The organism is Pedobacter frigoris, from assembly GCF_005116445.1.
Lineage (GTDB): Bacteria > Bacteroidota > Bacteroidia > Sphingobacteriales > Sphingobacteriaceae > Pedobacter > Pedobacter frigoris.
Genome location: NZ_SWBQ01000001.1, coordinates 54,110 through 70,660, shown reverse-complemented (window position 1 = coordinate 70,660; position 16,551 = coordinate 54,110). Strand labels below are relative to the sequence as shown.

Genomic DNA, 16,551 nt, shown 5'->3' with positions numbered 1-16,551 from the left:
TGTTTGGTTTATTGTTTAATTGATTCTGCCAAGGATAATTATGCAGCCAGATATTTTTATAAGCGGGGGTAGTTCGAAGTACTCCCGTTTTTTATTTATCCGGATGCCACGGGTATATTTCTATTGCATAACAATAATCCTCCTTTCTTCGATCTTAAAGTGAATGGCTTCCGTAAATTCTATTTTATTTAGTATAGATGAAATGTCATCATTGCGACTAATGGATCCTGTAAAAGTCATGTCAGGAATTTCGCCTGGGTAAACAATTTTTACATTATACCACCTGGAAATTGTTTGCATTACTTTTGCAATCGGCTCACGCTCGAAAACAAACTTTCCATTTTTCCATGCAATTACATCATTCGGTTCTACAGCTTTGATTTGCAATGCCTTGCCTGTTAGTATGGCTTGTTGTTTTGGTTTCAGGACTACATCATTTAAATCCTTCGCATCTGCTCCCGATGCCAGTACCCTCACACTACCTTCCAATAACGTAGTTTTTGTTTCCTCATCAGAATAACTGCTGATATTGAAATGTGTACCGAGTACTTCTACCTTCTGTCCAATGGTTTCTACAATAAAGGGGATTTTTTTACTACCTGTTTTTTCAGGGGAAGAGAGAAGTTTGGCTACTTCAAAATAGGCCTCACCCGTCAATTGTATCCTACGTTCCTTCAGTGCGGCAAAATTTGCCGGATACTTAATTGACGAAGCGGCATTCAGCCAAACCTTCGTTTTATCCGGTAAGGTTAAAATATAAGTTTCGCCCGCTGCTGTAGAAAGGCTATTGGTTTTTCCGCTTTCAACTCCCTCTGAATTGGTGATGCTATAAACAATCTGACCATCCGCAGTTTTTGTAATACTGACTCCTGCCTCTTTTGCGAGCTCACCATTTGTGGCATCAGATAAGATGATCTTTTTACCATCGGCCAGGGTTAATGTTGCACCAATTCTTCCCGGATTAATATCATTGACATAACTGTCCTTAACGTTGTTCTTTTTTGCATCATGGGAAAAATAAAACATTCCGGCGCCAAAAATAATGGCGGCAACTGCCGCAGCGACCGCAATACGGAGTCGTAGTCTTAAAATTCTTCCTGTTTGATTCTGTTTTTCTTTCTCGATTACTGACCACATTTCCTGACTCACGCGTTCGAGGCCTTCGTCTGAATATCCGGATTCTTTTTTTTGATTCAACTGCTGAATCCAGTACTTGGCGATCTTTTCCTCCTGGGAATTGAACTTTCCCGAACTGATCTTATTCAGAACCGTTTTGATGTTTTCACTTTTCATATCCGTATCGTTATTTTCCCGATATATATATGTAAAGGCGTTTGTGAAATACAAATTGGCTATTGCTGTTAAAAAAAATGTCGTAAGAACTCCAGAAAAAAATCTAACAAACTGATAATCAAAGAGAATAATTAACAGAAAAACTAAGTATTCATGATGTACAACACATAAACAACAAGTCCAAGTCTGGTTTTCAGAAGCCTGGAAGCTTTTTTAAGTTGATTGGAAACCGTATTTTCAGAAATATCAAGTTGAACGGCTATTTGCTTTGTACTTAGATAGTGTTTACGCTTCAACTCATAAATCTCCTTCATTCTTGGGGGCATAGCTGAAATCTCCTGATCAATGAGACGCGCAATGTCTTTCTCCCGAATTAAATAATCTGTATCTTCATTATCAACCTCGATATAATACTCACCGGCATCTACATATTTCTGTACGATGTCCCTGTGCCGGAATATATCAAAGATTTTGTTCAAGGTTGATTTGTACAAATAACCTGAGAGCGTAGTTTTCAGCACTAGCGACTGCTTGTTCTTCAATAACCAGAGAAAGATATCCTGAACTACATCTTTGGCCTCATCCTCATTACGTAGTTTATTAAAAGCGTACAGAAAAAGAAGCTTGTCATACCTGATATAGATCTCTTTAAATGCAGCATCGTCCCCTGACCGAAATAATCCAACCAGTTCAGAATCACTGTATTCACCATAGTCTGCCATCTGATGCTCTGCTTATTTAATTTACAAATATTCGCAATTATAGTTAATATTTGGCTATAGTCAACATTAAGTATACGTTACTATATCAGCGATTTCGTTTAGATACTCTATTATAAATTAGGTTCAAATAAGGAGGATAGCGTGTGGATTATCATTTGCTGATGGAATTAAAGATATAAATATTCTTATATTTAAACATCATTAACGCTTAATCACATATTCTCCATGAACAGGTACTACAGTATAATGCTTTTCCTTTTCTTCGCATCGGGTAAAGTACAGGCTCAATCGGAAACTTATCAAATCGAAACATTAACTAAACCCGAGAAATTGTTACCGACGGTCAGTCCTGATGGCTTGTTTCGCAATATTGACAAGAATTTCATCAAGTTGTCCGTTAATGATGATTTGGTAGATCTCGGTACACATCCAGTCATTACCGGTTATTTGAGAGCCTATCAAAGCCATTATCCCCTGACCATCAGTCCGGATATTGCCTGGTTATTGATTTGCCAGGGATTTGCCAATCATGTGAATGCTGACCCTGAAAAAGTCAGATCGCAATTGGTCAGTTTTGAAGGAAAAAAGACTTTAACTGTGAAGCGGGACCTGAGTAAACTGGATAATATGACTGATTTCCCATGGGAAACATTGTTTCCTGAATTTGCGGAGCAAATCGCAGGATTTACAGGGAAAGAACTGGCAGATAACTTATCAGCCGATTTTACCACGACAACGCCAACTGTACGGATAGCAAGTCAAATTACGCTCATGGAGTCAATGAAGGAATTTTTCAATTACAAAGTTGTCTTTATGGGGTGCGGGATTTCTGAAGTAACGGTGGAAGGTAGTGTTAAGGATTGGGAAAAAATCCTCAAGCGTCTGGACTATCTGGCTAAGTATGACCTGCAATGGTGGACATCGGAATTGAAGCCTGTTATTCAGAAGATCATCGATACAAAGAAAGGAAAGCTTGATAAGCAATTCTGGATGAATATGGTCAAATACCATAAGCTTGGAATCTATGGCTCATATGATGGCATCGATGGCTGGCTGCTAAAATTTTACCCCTATCTGCAAAGCAGCACTCCACCAGTGAATAATAAAGTAACTGCCAGTAAGGGGGGGCCTGCAGAGATTCAGGATTTTTTTGACGTAGCCGCATCTTCTAAAAACAGGACTCTATATTTAAGAAGGTCGGAGTTCAAAGAGATTACAAGCCTAAATAGCTTACCTAAAGAATTGACTAATGTACCTTTTATTGTGGAAGTTGCAGACACGAAAGGAAATGTAGTGAAGTCTTTCAACATGGAACTTTGGGCTGGCTTTATGGGTGTTAAACAAGATCAAAAATCGTTTAATATAAAGCCTGAAATTGGCTGGGCCATTAATAGAAATTAAGCGTTTTTCTTAACCACTTCTATCAGGTGGTCGATATCAAATGGTTTTTCAATATAGTCATCAGCTTTACATGCTTTGGCCTTTTCAGGCAAGTCGGCAGATGTAGAGGTCAGAACGGCCGATACGTCCTGCGTTTCAGGATCAGATTTTAATTCTTTAATGACGGCAGATCCTTTCTTTTTTCCCTTGATGTGATCATCTACAATAACCACATCGGGTTCAATCTCATCAATTTTTTCGATAGGATCAATTGTCAGAGACCCAGTGACATCAAAACCTTCTTCCTTCAAAACCTCATCCATAATATTCAGGATATCTTCATCATCCTGAATAAGAACAACTTTTTTCTTCATAACCACCAATTTATTATCAGTAAATGTATGAAGAAGAATACGGTTTTTCAGTTAAAATCACTTTTATCTCTAGTAGGTAACTTCTAACAAGTTTTTAAGCTACATGCAGCGGCACACTGCTTGCTGCTATGACTTTCCAATTCCCGTTAAATAACTTCCAGATCCTGGTGAATTTTAGCTTGTTCTCAAATGGCTGGTTCAGATAACTTCCTTTGATATCCTTGGTGACCACGACCACGCAGGTATCTCCGAACACTTGCAACTGATGGTCTGAGGCCACTAAACCGGCAATTTTTAAATCCCCGGTAATGTGTGGGGTCAGATCCTGCTCTTTGGAAAGCGCCATGCCGAGGTGGTTGACAAATACCAGCTGATCGTGAAGCAACTGATCTAATACTTCAACATCGCTGCTTAAGATAGCAGCAACAATTTGTTCTTCTAACTTTAAGATTTCGCGCTCCATAGTTGCTTTTTATAACGTTTATTTTGCTAAGATGCCTTCCGCGCTTGTCTACCAGATAAACGGGACGTAAGTGGCTATGAAATTTCTAATCCAATTGACTTAGTCTTTCAGACGCTAATTTTCTTACCTCTGGGTCTTTGTCTGTTTTGGCAATTTCAGTGAGACTTAGCTCAAAGGACATTTTGCTAATTGCAATTTTCCTAACCTCTGGGTCCTTGTCTGTTGTAATAGCTGTATACAAAATGGAGTCCGAATTTACACTAGTGGTTGTAAGTGTAACTTTTTTCGACTTATTAGTCTGTCTTAAATTAACATTACAGCCAACAATCGGAATAATTATCAATGAAAAGAATAGAAATCGTGGTGTTTTCATAGTGCGTTATCTATTGTGTTTGTTTTTATAGAGCATCTTAAATATAGGTCTAGCATCGTTATTTGTTATCCTAAAGTATCAAAAATATTTTATAAAGCATATAAGTTGCTTATAATTTGTCGCAGATTTCTTGTATTTACATACTTATAAAACTGAGTAGTTTTACTGCTTATTATGACCTAACAATATAGGATAAGATCGTGATTCACGAAATTTGACACCTTAGAAAAACGAGAATTCATTGATTTGATGTTCGACTCGAACCTTTACTTTTAAAATGGCATTTATCGAACACCTACCATGATGATTAGACTATCGATTAATTATTTGAAAATGAGATAATTAAAAGTCATGATTACAAACAAAAAAAGGGATGATTTTAAAATCATCCCTTCAAGTGCACTTGTAGGGATTCGAACCCCAAACCTTCTCATCCGTAGTGAGATGCTCTATCCAATTGAGCTACAAATGCATTTTTATTATGTTCCCGTTTCGTTAACGGATTGCAAAAGTAATGCTTGAAATTCAAAATAACAATATTTTTATCAAATTATTCCAGGCATTACTTTTACAAAAGCTCCATTATGCCTCTATTGACTTCTTAATCGCATCAAAATCAGGCATGTTACCTGCATCTTCCAATATTTCTGCATGAATAATTTTTCCTTCTTCATCGATCACAAAAGCAGCTCTTTTTGATACTCCTTTTAAATTGAACACAAAATCTTCATAAAATGCGCCATATGCTTTTGATGTTTCTTTGTTAAAATCTGAAAATAATGGAAACTGATAGGCCTGGTCTTCTTTGAATTTCGCCAGAGTGAATGGAGAATCTACAGAAATACCTACCACATCAGCATTCATTCCTTCATAATAGCCAAAGCTATCTCTCATTGTACATAACTGAGCGGTACAAACGCCGGTAAATGCCATAGGGAAAAAGTGTACTACTAATTTTCTGCCTTTATAGTCTGAAAGTGATACTTCTTTCAACTCTGAACTGAACAGTGTAAAATCTGGGGCCTGATCACCAATTTGTAATGCCATATTTAATTCTTTTTTTGTAAGATTATTTTAATTCCAAACTTAAACAAAATGCATGTTTAATTTCTTGCAAAAATCATATTATATTAGCGAATTAATAGTTAAACACCTATCAAAAAACTTCACATTTCAGTTGTAGACTTAGCCTCGGCCCCTCGTTATATTAACCGTAGGTCTACCCCACCCCTAGGCCACCTCTACCCCACCTTTTCTTAAAAAAAACGTGGGGTAGCAGTGCCAAAGAAATACGGTCAGTGTGGCATTGCTGACTACCAATATCGGCGCTGTCAGTTACTTTTGAGAATGCTGCTTTAATTGATGATCCAGGATAGCCAATCCCTCCTCAAAGCTATGGGGATTGTAACCAAGTTCATTTATGGTTTTATCTAATATAAAACCCGTTCTTACCGGTCTTTTAGCAGTTTGGTTTAAGGTCTCTGCACTGATCTCATTAATCAGGCCTTTATCCAGGTGCCAGTAGTCAGCTACTTTACCTACCAACTCTGAAATACTCATCATGTCTTTACCTGAGGCATTATATACACCATGCGCATCTTTTTGAATGGCAAGCAGGCAGCAATCGGCCAGATCCTCTGCAAGTGTGGGCATGCGCCACTGGTCATTTACTACATTAATTGGTGAGCCTTTTTCTAAGGCACCTTTTGCCCAAAGCACGATATTGCTCCGGCTCATGTCGCTTACAATTCCATATACTATAATAGTACGGAGAATGGCCCACTTACAACTGGAATTTTTAAGTACTTCCTCTGCTTCGAGCTTTGTTTTACCATAATAACTCAGAGGATTTGGTGCTGCAAGTTCATCATAAGGCCCATTTGCACCATCAAATATGAAATCAGTAGATAAATGAACCAATTGTATATTATGTATCTCTGCTATATTAATTAATGTCTGAACTGCCCCAACATTTAATGCATGGGCTAATTCCTGCTGATCTTCACAGGTATCTACATTGGTCATGGCTGCAGTATGAATAATGGCATCAGGCTGGTATTTTTCCACCACCTGCTTTACATTTTCAGGATCAAGAATATCCATCTCCGCATAAATATATCCTTCCTTAACCGGAAATCTGTTGGCACCCTTGGCTGTCGCAACCAGTTTAAATTGCTTCGTATCCAGCAGTCTTTCTGTGATCTTCTGGCCTAAAAGACCATTACTTCCTGTTACTAATATGGTTTTCATCTATATATAAGTTGCCTTTTAATTGTGATAAAGCTATCAGATTTATTCATCCCCATTGCGTGTTTTGAAAAATCTTGATGGTTTCATTAAAATTTATTTTGTCTTTTTAACATACTGTACCCTTTATAAATCGCCTTTTAACCGCTAAAATGCAATATGTTATGGCATTAGATACAAGTGCTAAATTACCGATTAAAAAACTGTGGAAAAACTTTTTATTTATATATACAATTCTTGTTTAAAAATTTTAACTTTGCAAACCGAATTGTGGGCTCTTAAAACAGCCTTTAACAAATTGATATTTATAATTTTACCCAAAACAATATATGCCTAACATTGGAAAAATAGCGCAGATTATAGGACCGGTAGTTGACGTGAGTTTTGCTGACGATGCTCATTTACCTCAAATTTTCTCTGCATTAGAGATTACAAAAGAAAACGGACAGAAAGTCGTTTTAGAAGTTCAACAACATCTTGGTGAAGACCGCGTTCGTGCAATTGCGATGGACTCAACTGACGGTTTGGTTCGCGGAATGAAAGCATTTGATACTGGTGCTCCTATTCAAATGCCAGTTGGTGATCAGATTAAAGGTCGCTTATTCAATGTTGTTGGTGAAGCTATTGATGGTATCAACACTGTTGATAAAACAGGTGGTCGTCCAATCCATAATGCTCCTCCAAGATTTGATGAGCTTTCTACTGAAACTGAAGTACTTTTTACAGGTATCAAAGTAATTGACTTACTAGAGCCTTATGCAAAAGGTGGTAAGATCGGTTTGTTCGGTGGTGCGGGTGTTGGTAAAACAGTATTGATCATGGAGTTGGTAAACAACATTGCGAAAGCATATGCTGGTTTATCTGTATTCGCTGGTGTTGGTGAGCGTACCCGTGAAGGTAATGACCTTTTACGTGAGTTTATCGAATCTGGTGTAATCAACTATGGTGAAGAATTCCTTCATTCAATGGAAAAAGGTGGATGGGATTTAAAAACTGTTGACACTGAAAAATTAAAAGAATCTAAAGCAACATTGGTATTTGGTCAGATGAACGAGCCTCCTGGTGCACGTGCTCGTGTAGCATTATCAGGACTTACGGTTGCTGAATATTTCCGTGATGGTGATGGCGAAGGCGCTGGAAAAGATATCCTTTTCTTCGTTGACAACATCTTCCGTTTCACTCAGGCAGGTTCTGAGGTATCGGCTCTATTGGGTCGTATGCCTTCGGCGGTAGGTTACCAGCCAACACTTGCTACTGAGATGGGTCTGATGCAGGAGCGTATCACTTCAACAAAACGTGGTTCAATTACATCTGTTCAGGCGGTTTACGTACCTGCGGATGATTTAACTGACCCGGCTCCGGCGACTACATTTGCCCACTTAGATGCAACTACTGTATTGTCACGTAAAATCGCTGAGTTAGGTATCTACCCTGCAGTGGATCCATTGGATTCTACTTCAAGGATTTTATCCCGCTCAATTTTGGGTGATGAGCATTATGATACTGCTCAACGTGTAAAAGAAACTTTGCAGCGTTATAAAGAACTTCAGGATATCATCGCCATTTTAGGTATGGATGAATTGTCTGAAGAAGATAAACTGATTGTTTCGCGCGCACGTCGTGTTCAGCGTTTCTTATCTCAGCCTTTCCACGTAGCTGAGCAGTTTACAGGCTTAAAAGGAGTATTGGTTGACATTAAAGACACGATCAAAGGATTTAACATGATCATGGATGGTGAAGTTGATGAATATCCTGAGGCTGCATTTAACTTAGTAGGAAGCATTGAAGAAGCTATAGAAAAAGGTAAAAAACTATTAGCTGAAGCTAATTAATTTACGATTTTAGATTTACGATTTACGAGACGGATATCCGAATTTAAATCGTCAATCTGAAATCCGAATCGTAAATCGTAAATCGTAATTCTAAAATTAAATGACCTTAGAAATATTAACCCCAGATAAGAAAGTTTTTGAAGGTGAAGTAACAGCAGTTACTGTACCGGGTACCATGGGTTCTTTCCAGATTTTGAAAGACCATGCCCCTATTATTTCAACTTTAGAAGACGGACCAGTAATTATTAAAAGTAAAACTGGCGATAATACCTTTATTATTAAAGGTGGTGTCGTTGAGGTTTTAAAAAACAAAATTATTGTCTTAGCCGAAGGGGTTGCATAATATTTAATCATATAATATTGTAAAGCCCTTTGAAAATTTCAAAGGGCTTTTTTTATGCATCACATCATCCTGACCTCGAAGAAGCTGCGAAGCAAATTTATTTCAGGATCTTAGCCTGCCCCGTTGCAGAACGGGGGAATAGAAAGTCCGCTTTGCAAGTGTGGGATCCTGAAATAAAATGCGTAGCATTCTTGAAGACTAAAATCAATGAATACTACTGAAAAATTCAGGATGACGAACGCCTTAAGTAGAGCATAAAAATCAAGATAGAGAAGTCGAGATTACAAGTGTAGAAAAGCGGGATAAATAAAAGAAATCAGAAGAGTTAAATAAGTGATTTTCATCAACTTTTTACATCACTTTACAGATTTTAAGCAGAAAATTAAAGAATTTACAATGCTTGCATAACACCTATACCGAATACCGATTTCATATTTGGTATAGCAGCATCCATGGTAAGATATGATTTACATATTAAAAAAGAAATTAAATACTTAAAAATACAAAAAAGGAAGAATTATATTTTTTTTCAATTATTTTTCTTCTTCTATTGATAGTCTAAAGAGCAACACCTAAATTGGATTCTAGAAAGCAACACTAAATAAAAACAAAATGAAACTTTCAATCAACGTCTTAATTACTGTCATTATTAATGTAATTCTTCTCCTGATTATTCAGAAGGAAAAGGCGCTGTAAATGAATATTTAATACATAAAATAATCAAGCGCCACCCGAAAGTGGCGCTTTTTTAATGAAACAACCAAAAATAAAACATACCGAGACCCAAAATGCAATACTTCAACTCAAATACCATACTTTACTTAAACGGCAGGTTTGAAAAAGCTGCTGAGGCGACCACCGATTTATATGGTCAGTCGCTTCATTATGGTTATGCAGTATTTGAAGGCATCAGGGCCTACAGTACACATAATGGTACACGGATCTTTAAAGCGAGAGAACATTTTGAAAGGTTGAAACGCTCGGCAGAATTAGTTCACATCCCTTTTACCTGGGACATCAATAAGCTGATCAAACAAAGTTACAGACTACTGGAAATGAACAATTTAAAAGATGCGTACATTCGGCCGTTGATATTTTGTCCGCCAGCCATGTCTTTGAGCGCAGCTAAAGAGGCATCTATCATGATCTGTGCATGGGAATGGGACGCCTATCTTGGCCACAAATTATTAAAGGTTTGTGTATCAGAGTTTGAACGCCCAAATCCTAAGTCCATTCCCATTGAAGCTAAGGCTAGCGGAAATTATGTCAATTCCATATTAGCTACTACCGCAGCAAAGAAAAAAGGGTTTGATGAAGCATTGTTACTGGACATGTATGGTAATATAGCTGAGGCACCTGGAGCAAATATCTTCGTTGAGAAAAACGGAAGATTGTACACCCCTCCTCTTGGAAATATCTTACCGGGCATCACCCGTGCAACAGTAATTGAATTGTGCCATATACTTGACATTGAAATCGTTGAAAAGCATTTGACAGTAAAAGATCTAAAACATGCAGATAGTGCGTTTTTCTGTGGCACAGCAACAGAGATCGCGGGAATAGCTTCGGTCGACGAATACACTTTCCCAATGAAATGGACTGAAAGTGCAGGTGCTACTATACAGCGCACTTATAAATGCTTAGTGCTTGAAAAACAGAATTACGAAGTGATCATTTAAGTAATGAACATTAAGATAAAACGAAACATACCTAATACAAAATAAGAAACAGACCTAATATGTCACAAACACCAGAAATCAACAGATACAGTAAAACTTTCACACAAGACCCTACTCAGCCGGCTGCTCAGGCTATGCTTTACGGAATTGGCCTGACCAAAGAAGACATGGACAAGGCTCAGGTCGGTATTGCAAGCATGGGATACGATGGGAATACCTGCAACATGCATTTAAATGATCTTGCTCAAATTGTAAAAGAAGGTGTCTGGAAAAACGATATGGTGGGGTTGACTTTCGGTACTATCGGAGTGAGCGACGGAATGTCTAACGGAACAGAAGGAATGCGTTATTCCCTGGTATCAAGAGATGTGATCGCAGATTCTATTGAGACGATCTGTGGCGGACAATACTATGATGGCCTGATCACCATTCCTGGTTGTGATAAGAACATGCCCGGGTCTATTATGGCAATGGGTCGTCTGAACCGTCCTTCTATTATGGTGTACGGCGGCAGCATCCATTCAGGAAAATATAAAGGTCAGTCGTTGAATATTGTTTCCGCTTTTGAAGCATTAGGACAAAAGCTTGCAGGAAATTTAAATGAAGAGGATTTCCAGGGTATCATTAAACATACTTGTCCTGGTGCAGGAGCATGTGGCGGTATGTATACTGCAAACACAATGGCTTCAGCTATTGAAGCACTGGGTATGAGCTTGCCTTACAGTTCTTCTTACCCTGCAATAAGCGAAGAGAAAAAGAATGAATGTATAGCGGCAGGAAAATACATCCGTATCCTGTTGGAAAGAAATATATTGCCTTCAGACATCATGACTGAAAAAGCATTTCACAATGCAATCGTACTCGTGATGGTATTGGGCGGTTCCACAAATGCAGTGCTTCACCTGATTGCAATGGCTAAATCAGTCGGATTGAACCTGAAGCTGGAAGATTTTCAAAGAATCAGTGACAGCACTCCTGTTCTTGGCGACTTGAAGCCAAGCGGAACTTACCTGATGGAAGATCTTCATGAAATTGGTGGTGTGCCGGCAGTAATGAAATATTTATTGAAAGTTGGATTGATCCATGGGGATTGCCTGACTGTAACCGGCAATACCATTGCAGAAAACGTAGCTAATGCAGTTGATCTCGACTTCGAAACTCAAAAGATCATCTTCCCGATTGAAAGTCCTATTAAAGAAACGGGTCACTTACAAATGCTTTACGGAAACCTGGCTACAAAAGGTGCGGTAGCCAAGATCAGTGGTAAAGAAGGGGAGAAATTCGTTGGCCCTGCCCGTGTATTTGATGGAGAGAAGTCATTAATGGCCGGCATCCAAAGTGGCCGTGTAAAAAGCGGAGACGTAGTGGTCATCAGACAAGTGGGTCCTAAAGGTGCACCGGGTATGCCCGAGATGCTAAAACCTACTTCATTAATCATAGGTGCCGGACTGGGTAAGTCAGTTGCGCTAATTACAGACGGCCGTTTCTCTGGAGGGACGCACGGATTTGTTGTAGGTCACATTACTCCTGAGGCCTGGGACGGAGGAAATATTGCCTTGGTTCACGACGACGACGTCATTACTATTGATGCGGTGAACAACTCCATAGATGTACACCTGACTGAAGAACAATTGGCTACACGCAGGGCTGTATGGCAACAATTGCCACCACCCGTCACCAAGGGCGTACTTTACAAATACATTAAACAGGTAAGTAATGCAAGCGAAGGCTGTGTTACCGACGCCTACACTGATTAATTAACTAGAAACCCCTACAACTAATAATAAAACAATGGATACAGCACAAGAGGACGCGACGACATTAACAGAACCTAAAAAAACAGTAACGGTTTCTGGATCTGTAGCGTTATTGGAAGGCCTAATCGCTGAAGGCACAGATACCATATTTGGCTACCCAGGTGGCGCCATCATGCCGATTTATGATGCGATATACGATTATAAAGATAAGTTAAAACATATTTTGGTACGTCATGAACAAGGCGGCACACATGCCGGACAAGGTTATGCACGTACGTCAGGTAAAGTGGGTGTCGTGTTCGCTACCAGCGGCCCAGGCGCTACCAACCTGGTAACAGGATTGGCTGATGCACAAATAGACAGTACGCCAATGGTATGTATTACCGGACAGGTATTTGCGCACCTTTTAGGTACTGATGCTTTCCAGGAAACGGATGTGATCAACATCACAACTCCAGTAACCAAATGGAATTATCAGATCACCGATGCTACGGAAATCCCTTCAGTACTGGCAAAAGCATTTTACATCGCAAGAAGCGGAAGACCAGGTCCTGTACTGATCGACATCACCAAAAATGCGCAGTTACAAATGTTCGAATATGAAGGATATACTCCATGTGAGCATATCCGCAGCTACCGTCCAAAACCATTAGTAAGGAAAGAATACATTGAGCAGGCTGCAGCTTTGATCAACTCTGCAAAAAAACCATTCGTGTTATTCGGACAAGGTGTTTTATTGGGTAGTGCGGAACAGGAGTTTAAAGCTTTTGTAGAGAAGAGCGGTATACCTTCTGCATGGACGATTTTGGGTGCCGGTGCCATTCCTACAGACCATCCTCTAAATGTAGGTATGCTGGGGATGCATGGCAATTACGGTCCTAACGTACAAACAAACGCATGTGATGTATTGATTGCTATCGGAATGCGCTTTGATGACCGGGTAACCGGCCGCCTGGATAAATATGCCAAACAGGCGAAGGTAGTTCACCTAGACATTGACCCTGCTGAGATCGATAAAAACGTAAAAGCAGACGTTCCGGTTTGGGGCGATTGCAAGGAGACTTTGCCTTTGCTTACTGCCTTGATAGAAGAGAAACAACATACGGAGTGGCTGGCAGAATTTAGGGCTTTTGATAAAATTGAGCAAGAAACTGTCATCCAAAAAGAATTGAACCCGGAAACCGGTGAAATGACCATGGGTGAAGTACTTAACCAATTGAATGAGTTAACTAAAGGTGATGCGGTGATTGTAACTGACGTTGGCCAGCATCAGATGGTAGCTTGTCGTTATGCCAAGTTCAATAACACAAGAAGCAATATCACCAGTGGTGGTTTGGGCACAATGGGTTTTGGATTACCGGCAGCAATTGGTGCAAAATTTGGCGCACCAGACAAAACTGTTGTAGCCATTATAGGTGATGGTGGTTTCCAGATGACCTTACAGGAATTGGGTACGATTATGCAGTTTGGTGTAGATGTTAAAATCCTGATCCTGAACAACAGATTCTTAGGAATGGTTCGTCAATGGCAGGAATTATTCAATGAAAAACGCTACTCTTTTGTAGACATTACGAGTCCTGATTTCGTAAAACTGGCTGATTCTTATTACATCGCAGGAAAAAGAGTAGAAGAACGTGCCGATCTTGCTGGAGCATTAGAAGAAATGCTGAACCACAAAGGATCATATCTTCTGGAAGTAATGGTGGCTAAAGAGAATAATGTATTCCCAATGGTACCACAAGGTATGAGTGTAAGCGAAATCAGACTTAAATAATTAGAAGATCATGAGCAATTCCAACGAAACAGAATTAAACGGAAAACAGGAATTTACGATTACTGTATATACCGAAAATAGAATCGGCATACTTAACCGTATAGCCATCATCTTTTCAAGAAGAAAGATAAATATCGAAAGCTTAAACACCTCTCCTTCTGAGATTGAGCACATCCACCGTTTTAACATTCTTATTCACGAGACTGAAGAAGTAGTGCGGAAACTTGCCCGTCAGATTGAAAAACAGGTAGAGGTATTGAAAGTATATTATAATACGAATGAAGATATCATCTGGCAGGAAATGGCGCTTTACAAAGTGCCTACAGATACCATTGCTGAACGTGCACCGGTAGAGCGTCTGCTGCGTGAATTTGGTGCCCGTGCCGTAGTGATCCGTAAAGACTACACTGTTTTTGAAACTACTGGTCACCGCGAGGAAACTGATAAACTGATTGAAGTATTACAGCCTTATGGACTGATTGAATTTGTCAGGAGTGCCAGGGTAGCGATCATCAAAGACAGTGATGGCTTTAACCGTAAACTGAGAGAATTTGAGCGCAGGGAACCGGGTGAAGATGTGATCGAGAACGAATTCCTTGATAAGGAAAAGAACGTATTCAGCATGTAAAGGCATTTGTCCTCTCAAGCTGGTTAAGCGGTCATAGGCCGGTATTGCAGCGTCATTCCGACGAAGGAGGAATCTCTTGAATTAGTTAAACAAGAGATCTCTCAATCGTTCCTCATTTCGAAATGACGCGCAAGCAGATTGAACGAAACAACAATACAAAACAAATTAAACGAACCTTAAAAAATCAAAACAATAAAAAGATGTCAAATTATTTTAACACACTACCTCTTAGAGAAAAATTAAACCAATTAGGTGTTTGCGATTTCATGAACAGTTCTGAATTCCTGGACGGCGTAAATGCATTAAAAGGAAAAAAACTGGTAATCGTAGGTTGCGGAGCCCAGGGCCTTAACCAGGGTTTAAATTTAAGAGATAGTGGTTTAAATGTTGCCTATGCTTTGCGTAAAGAAGCGATTGAAGGTAAAAGAGATTCATGGAAAAATGCGACAGACAACAACTTTACTGTAGGTACGTATGAAGAATTGATTCCTGAAGCTGATGTGGTAATCAACCTTACTCCTGACAAACAACACACCTCAGTAGTAAATGCTGTAATGCCTTTGATGAAACAAGGAGCTACATTATTGTATTCACATGGTTTCAACATCGTTGAAGAAGGCATGCAGATCCGTAAAGACATTACAGTAATCATGGTGGCGCCAAAATGCCCTGGAAGTGAAGTAAGAGCTGAGTATGTAAGAGGATTTGGTGTACCTACGCTAATCGCTGTTCACCCTGAGAACGATCCGGAAGGAAAAGGTCTTGCACAGGCTAAAGCATATTGTGTGGGAACAGGTGGTCACAGGGCAGGTGTATTGAAATCATCTTTCGTAGCTGAAGTAAAATCTGACTTAATGGGTGAGCAAACTATCCTTTGCGGTTTGTTGCAAACTGGCTCTATCCTTTCTTTCGACAAAATGCTTGAAAAAGGAATTGACGCAGGTTATGCTTCTAAATTGGTTCAATATGGTGTAGAGGTAATCACTGAAGCTTTGAAGCAAGGTGGTATCACTGCAATGATGGACAGATTAAGCAATGTCGCTAAAATCAAAGCTTTTGAGATCTCTGAGGAATTGAAAACCATCATGCGTCCTTTGTTCCAAAAACATCAGGATGACATCATGAGTGGCGAATTTAGCCGCATCATGATGGAAGACTGGGCTAATGGTGATAAAAACCTATTGGGATGGCGTGCAGCTACAGGTGAAACTGCTTTCGAAAAAACTCCTGCAGGTGATGTGAAAATCGGTGAGCAGGAATATTTTGACAACTATACTTTGATGGTTGCTTTCGTAAGAGCAGGTGTTGAACTGGCTTTTGAAACTATGGTTCAGGCAGGTATCAAACCTGAGTCTGCTTATTATGAGTCGCTGCACGAAACTCCGCTTATCGCTAATACCATTGCACGTAAAAAATTGTTCGAAATGAACCGTGTGATCTCTGATACTGCAGAATATGGCTGTTACCTGTTTGATGCTGCTTGTAAGCCTCTTTTGGCAGACTTCATGACAAGAGTAGATACTGACCTCGTTGGTAAAAACTTCAATGAAGGTAAAGATGGCGCTGTGGATAACAGAACTTTAATTGCTGTAAATGAAGCTATCCGTTCGCATGAGGTTGAGCAGATCGGTGCTGAATTGAGAAAAGCAATGACTGCAATGAAAGCGATTAAAACTGCATAATATA

Annotated in this window: 14 protein-coding genes and 1 tRNA gene; 8 read left to right on the top strand and 7 right to left on the bottom strand. The window is 39.4% G+C overall.

The features are described 5' to 3' along the window. Positions 1–120: 120 nt before the first annotated feature. Both FA047_RS00315 and FA047_RS00310 read right to left on the bottom strand, forming a co-directional pair. Positions 121–1,293 carry a FecR family protein gene (locus FA047_RS00315; protein ID WP_136834002.1) on the bottom strand — a complete coding sequence of 391 codons (1,173 nt, stop codon included), beginning with the start codon at positions 1,291–1,293 and terminating at the stop codon, positions 121–123. Positions 1,294–1,436: 143 nt separating this feature from the next. Beyond that, the gene (locus tag FA047_RS00310; RefSeq protein WP_136834001.1) at positions 1,437–2,015 is read right to left on the bottom strand and encodes an RNA polymerase sigma factor; all 579 of its coding nucleotides are present in this window, start codon (positions 2,013–2,015) and stop codon (positions 1,437–1,439) included. 225 nt (positions 2,016–2,240) lie between these two features. On the opposite strand from FA047_RS00310, the gene FA047_RS00305 reads away from it, so the two are divergent. Further along, positions 2,241–3,416, top strand: coding sequence for a DUF4419 domain-containing protein (locus FA047_RS00305; protein ID WP_136834000.1), 1,176 nt, complete (start codon positions 2,241–2,243; stop codon positions 3,414–3,416). Here the strand turns inward: FA047_RS00305 and FA047_RS00300 are convergent. From FA047_RS00300 to FA047_RS00280, 5 genes are all read right to left on the bottom strand, one after another. Further along, positions 3,413–3,769: a response regulator gene (locus FA047_RS00300; protein ID WP_136833999.1), complete on the bottom strand. Its 357-nt coding sequence runs from the start codon at positions 3,767–3,769 to the stop codon at positions 3,413–3,415. The genes FA047_RS00305 and FA047_RS00300 overlap by 4 nt on opposite strands. 94 nt (positions 3,770–3,863) lie before the next feature. Further along, complete coding sequence (locus tag FA047_RS00295; protein WP_136833998.1) at positions 3,864–4,232, bottom strand: nuclear transport factor 2 family protein; 369 nt, start codon at positions 4,230–4,232, stop codon at positions 3,864–3,866. 771 nt (positions 4,233–5,003) lie between these two features. Further along, positions 5,004–5,077: transfer RNA gene (locus FA047_RS00290), tRNA-Arg, on the bottom strand. Between the two features lie 110 nt (positions 5,078–5,187). Continuing rightward, on the bottom strand, positions 5,188–5,652 hold the full coding sequence (locus FA047_RS00285; RefSeq protein WP_136833997.1) for a redoxin domain-containing protein: 465 nt from the start codon (positions 5,650–5,652) through the stop codon (positions 5,188–5,190). A gap of 288 nt (positions 5,653–5,940) precedes the next feature. Further along, entirely contained in the window at positions 5,941–6,855 is a 915-nt protein-coding gene (locus tag FA047_RS00280; protein WP_136833996.1) for an SDR family oxidoreductase, read from the bottom strand. A 326-nt stretch (positions 6,856–7,181) separates the two neighbouring features. On the opposite strand from FA047_RS00280, the gene atpD reads away from it, so the two are divergent. From atpD to ilvC, 7 genes are all read left to right on the top strand, one after another. Further along, positions 7,182–8,684: a F0F1 ATP synthase subunit beta gene (gene atpD, locus FA047_RS00275; RefSeq protein WP_136833995.1), complete on the top strand. Its 1,503-nt coding sequence runs from the start codon at positions 7,182–7,184 to the stop codon at positions 8,682–8,684. A 100-nt stretch (positions 8,685–8,784) separates the two neighbouring features. Then, the gene (gene atpC, locus FA047_RS00270; protein WP_136833994.1) at positions 8,785–9,027 is read left to right on the top strand and encodes an ATP synthase F1 subunit epsilon; all 243 of its coding nucleotides are present in this window, start codon (positions 8,785–8,787) and stop codon (positions 9,025–9,027) included. A gap of 788 nt (positions 9,028–9,815) precedes the next feature. Beyond that, positions 9,816–10,706, top strand: a complete 891-nt coding sequence (locus FA047_RS00265) for a branched-chain amino acid transaminase (protein ID WP_136833993.1) — start codon at positions 9,816–9,818, stop codon at positions 10,704–10,706. Between the two features lie 59 nt (positions 10,707–10,765). Beyond that, positions 10,766–12,463, top strand: a complete 1,698-nt coding sequence (ilvD, locus tag FA047_RS00260; RefSeq protein ID WP_136833992.1) for a dihydroxy-acid dehydratase — start codon at positions 10,766–10,768, stop codon at positions 12,461–12,463. A gap of 34 nt (positions 12,464–12,497) precedes the next feature. Further along, a complete protein-coding gene (gene ilvB, locus FA047_RS00255; RefSeq protein ID WP_136833991.1) occupies positions 12,498–14,237 on the top strand; it encodes a biosynthetic-type acetolactate synthase large subunit in 1,740 nt (579 codons plus the stop codon). Between the two features lie 10 nt (positions 14,238–14,247). Continuing rightward, positions 14,248–14,865: an acetolactate synthase small subunit gene (gene ilvN, locus FA047_RS00250; protein WP_136833990.1), complete on the top strand. Its 618-nt coding sequence runs from the start codon at positions 14,248–14,250 to the stop codon at positions 14,863–14,865. 200 nt (positions 14,866–15,065) lie between these two features. Then, positions 15,066–16,547 carry a ketol-acid reductoisomerase gene (gene ilvC, locus FA047_RS00245; protein WP_136833989.1) on the top strand — a complete coding sequence of 494 codons (1,482 nt, stop codon included), beginning with the start codon at positions 15,066–15,068 and terminating at the stop codon, positions 16,545–16,547. Positions 16,548–16,551 lie beyond the last annotated feature (4 nt).

Coding starts and splice junctions, on each gene's coding strand:
- ilvN (WP_136833990.1), top strand. CDS start 14,248: ATGAGCAATTCCAACGAAACAGAATTAAACGGAAAACAGGAATTTACG.
- FA047_RS00310 (WP_136834001.1), bottom strand. CDS start 2,015: ATGGCAGACTATGGTGAATACAGTGATTCTGAACTGGTTGGATTATTT.
- FA047_RS00265 (WP_136833993.1), top strand. CDS start 9,816: ATGCAATACTTCAACTCAAATACCATACTTTACTTAAACGGCAGGTTT.
- ilvB (WP_136833991.1), top strand. CDS start 12,498: ATGGATACAGCACAAGAGGACGCGACGACATTAACAGAACCTAAAAAA.
- FA047_RS00295 (WP_136833998.1), bottom strand. CDS start 4,232: ATGGAGCGCGAAATCTTAAAGTTAGAAGAACAAATTGTTGCTGCTATC.
- atpD (WP_136833995.1), top strand. CDS start 7,182: ATGCCTAACATTGGAAAAATAGCGCAGATTATAGGACCGGTAGTTGAC.
- ilvC (WP_136833989.1), top strand. CDS start 15,066: ATGTCAAATTATTTTAACACACTACCTCTTAGAGAAAAATTAAACCAA.
- atpC (WP_136833994.1), top strand. CDS start 8,785: ATGACCTTAGAAATATTAACCCCAGATAAGAAAGTTTTTGAAGGTGAA.
- FA047_RS00305 (WP_136834000.1), top strand. CDS start 2,241: ATGAACAGGTACTACAGTATAATGCTTTTCCTTTTCTTCGCATCGGGT.
- FA047_RS00300 (WP_136833999.1), bottom strand. CDS start 3,769: ATGAAGAAAAAAGTTGTTCTTATTCAGGATGATGAAGATATCCTGAAT.
- ilvD (WP_136833992.1), top strand. CDS start 10,766: ATGTCACAAACACCAGAAATCAACAGATACAGTAAAACTTTCACACAA.
- FA047_RS00315 (WP_136834002.1), bottom strand. CDS start 1,293: ATGAAAAGTGAAAACATCAAAACGGTTCTGAATAAGATCAGTTCGGGA.
- FA047_RS00285 (WP_136833997.1), bottom strand. CDS start 5,652: ATGGCATTACAAATTGGTGATCAGGCCCCAGATTTTACACTGTTCAGT.
- FA047_RS00280 (WP_136833996.1), bottom strand. CDS start 6,855: ATGAAAACCATATTAGTAACAGGAAGTAATGGTCTTTTAGGCCAGAAG.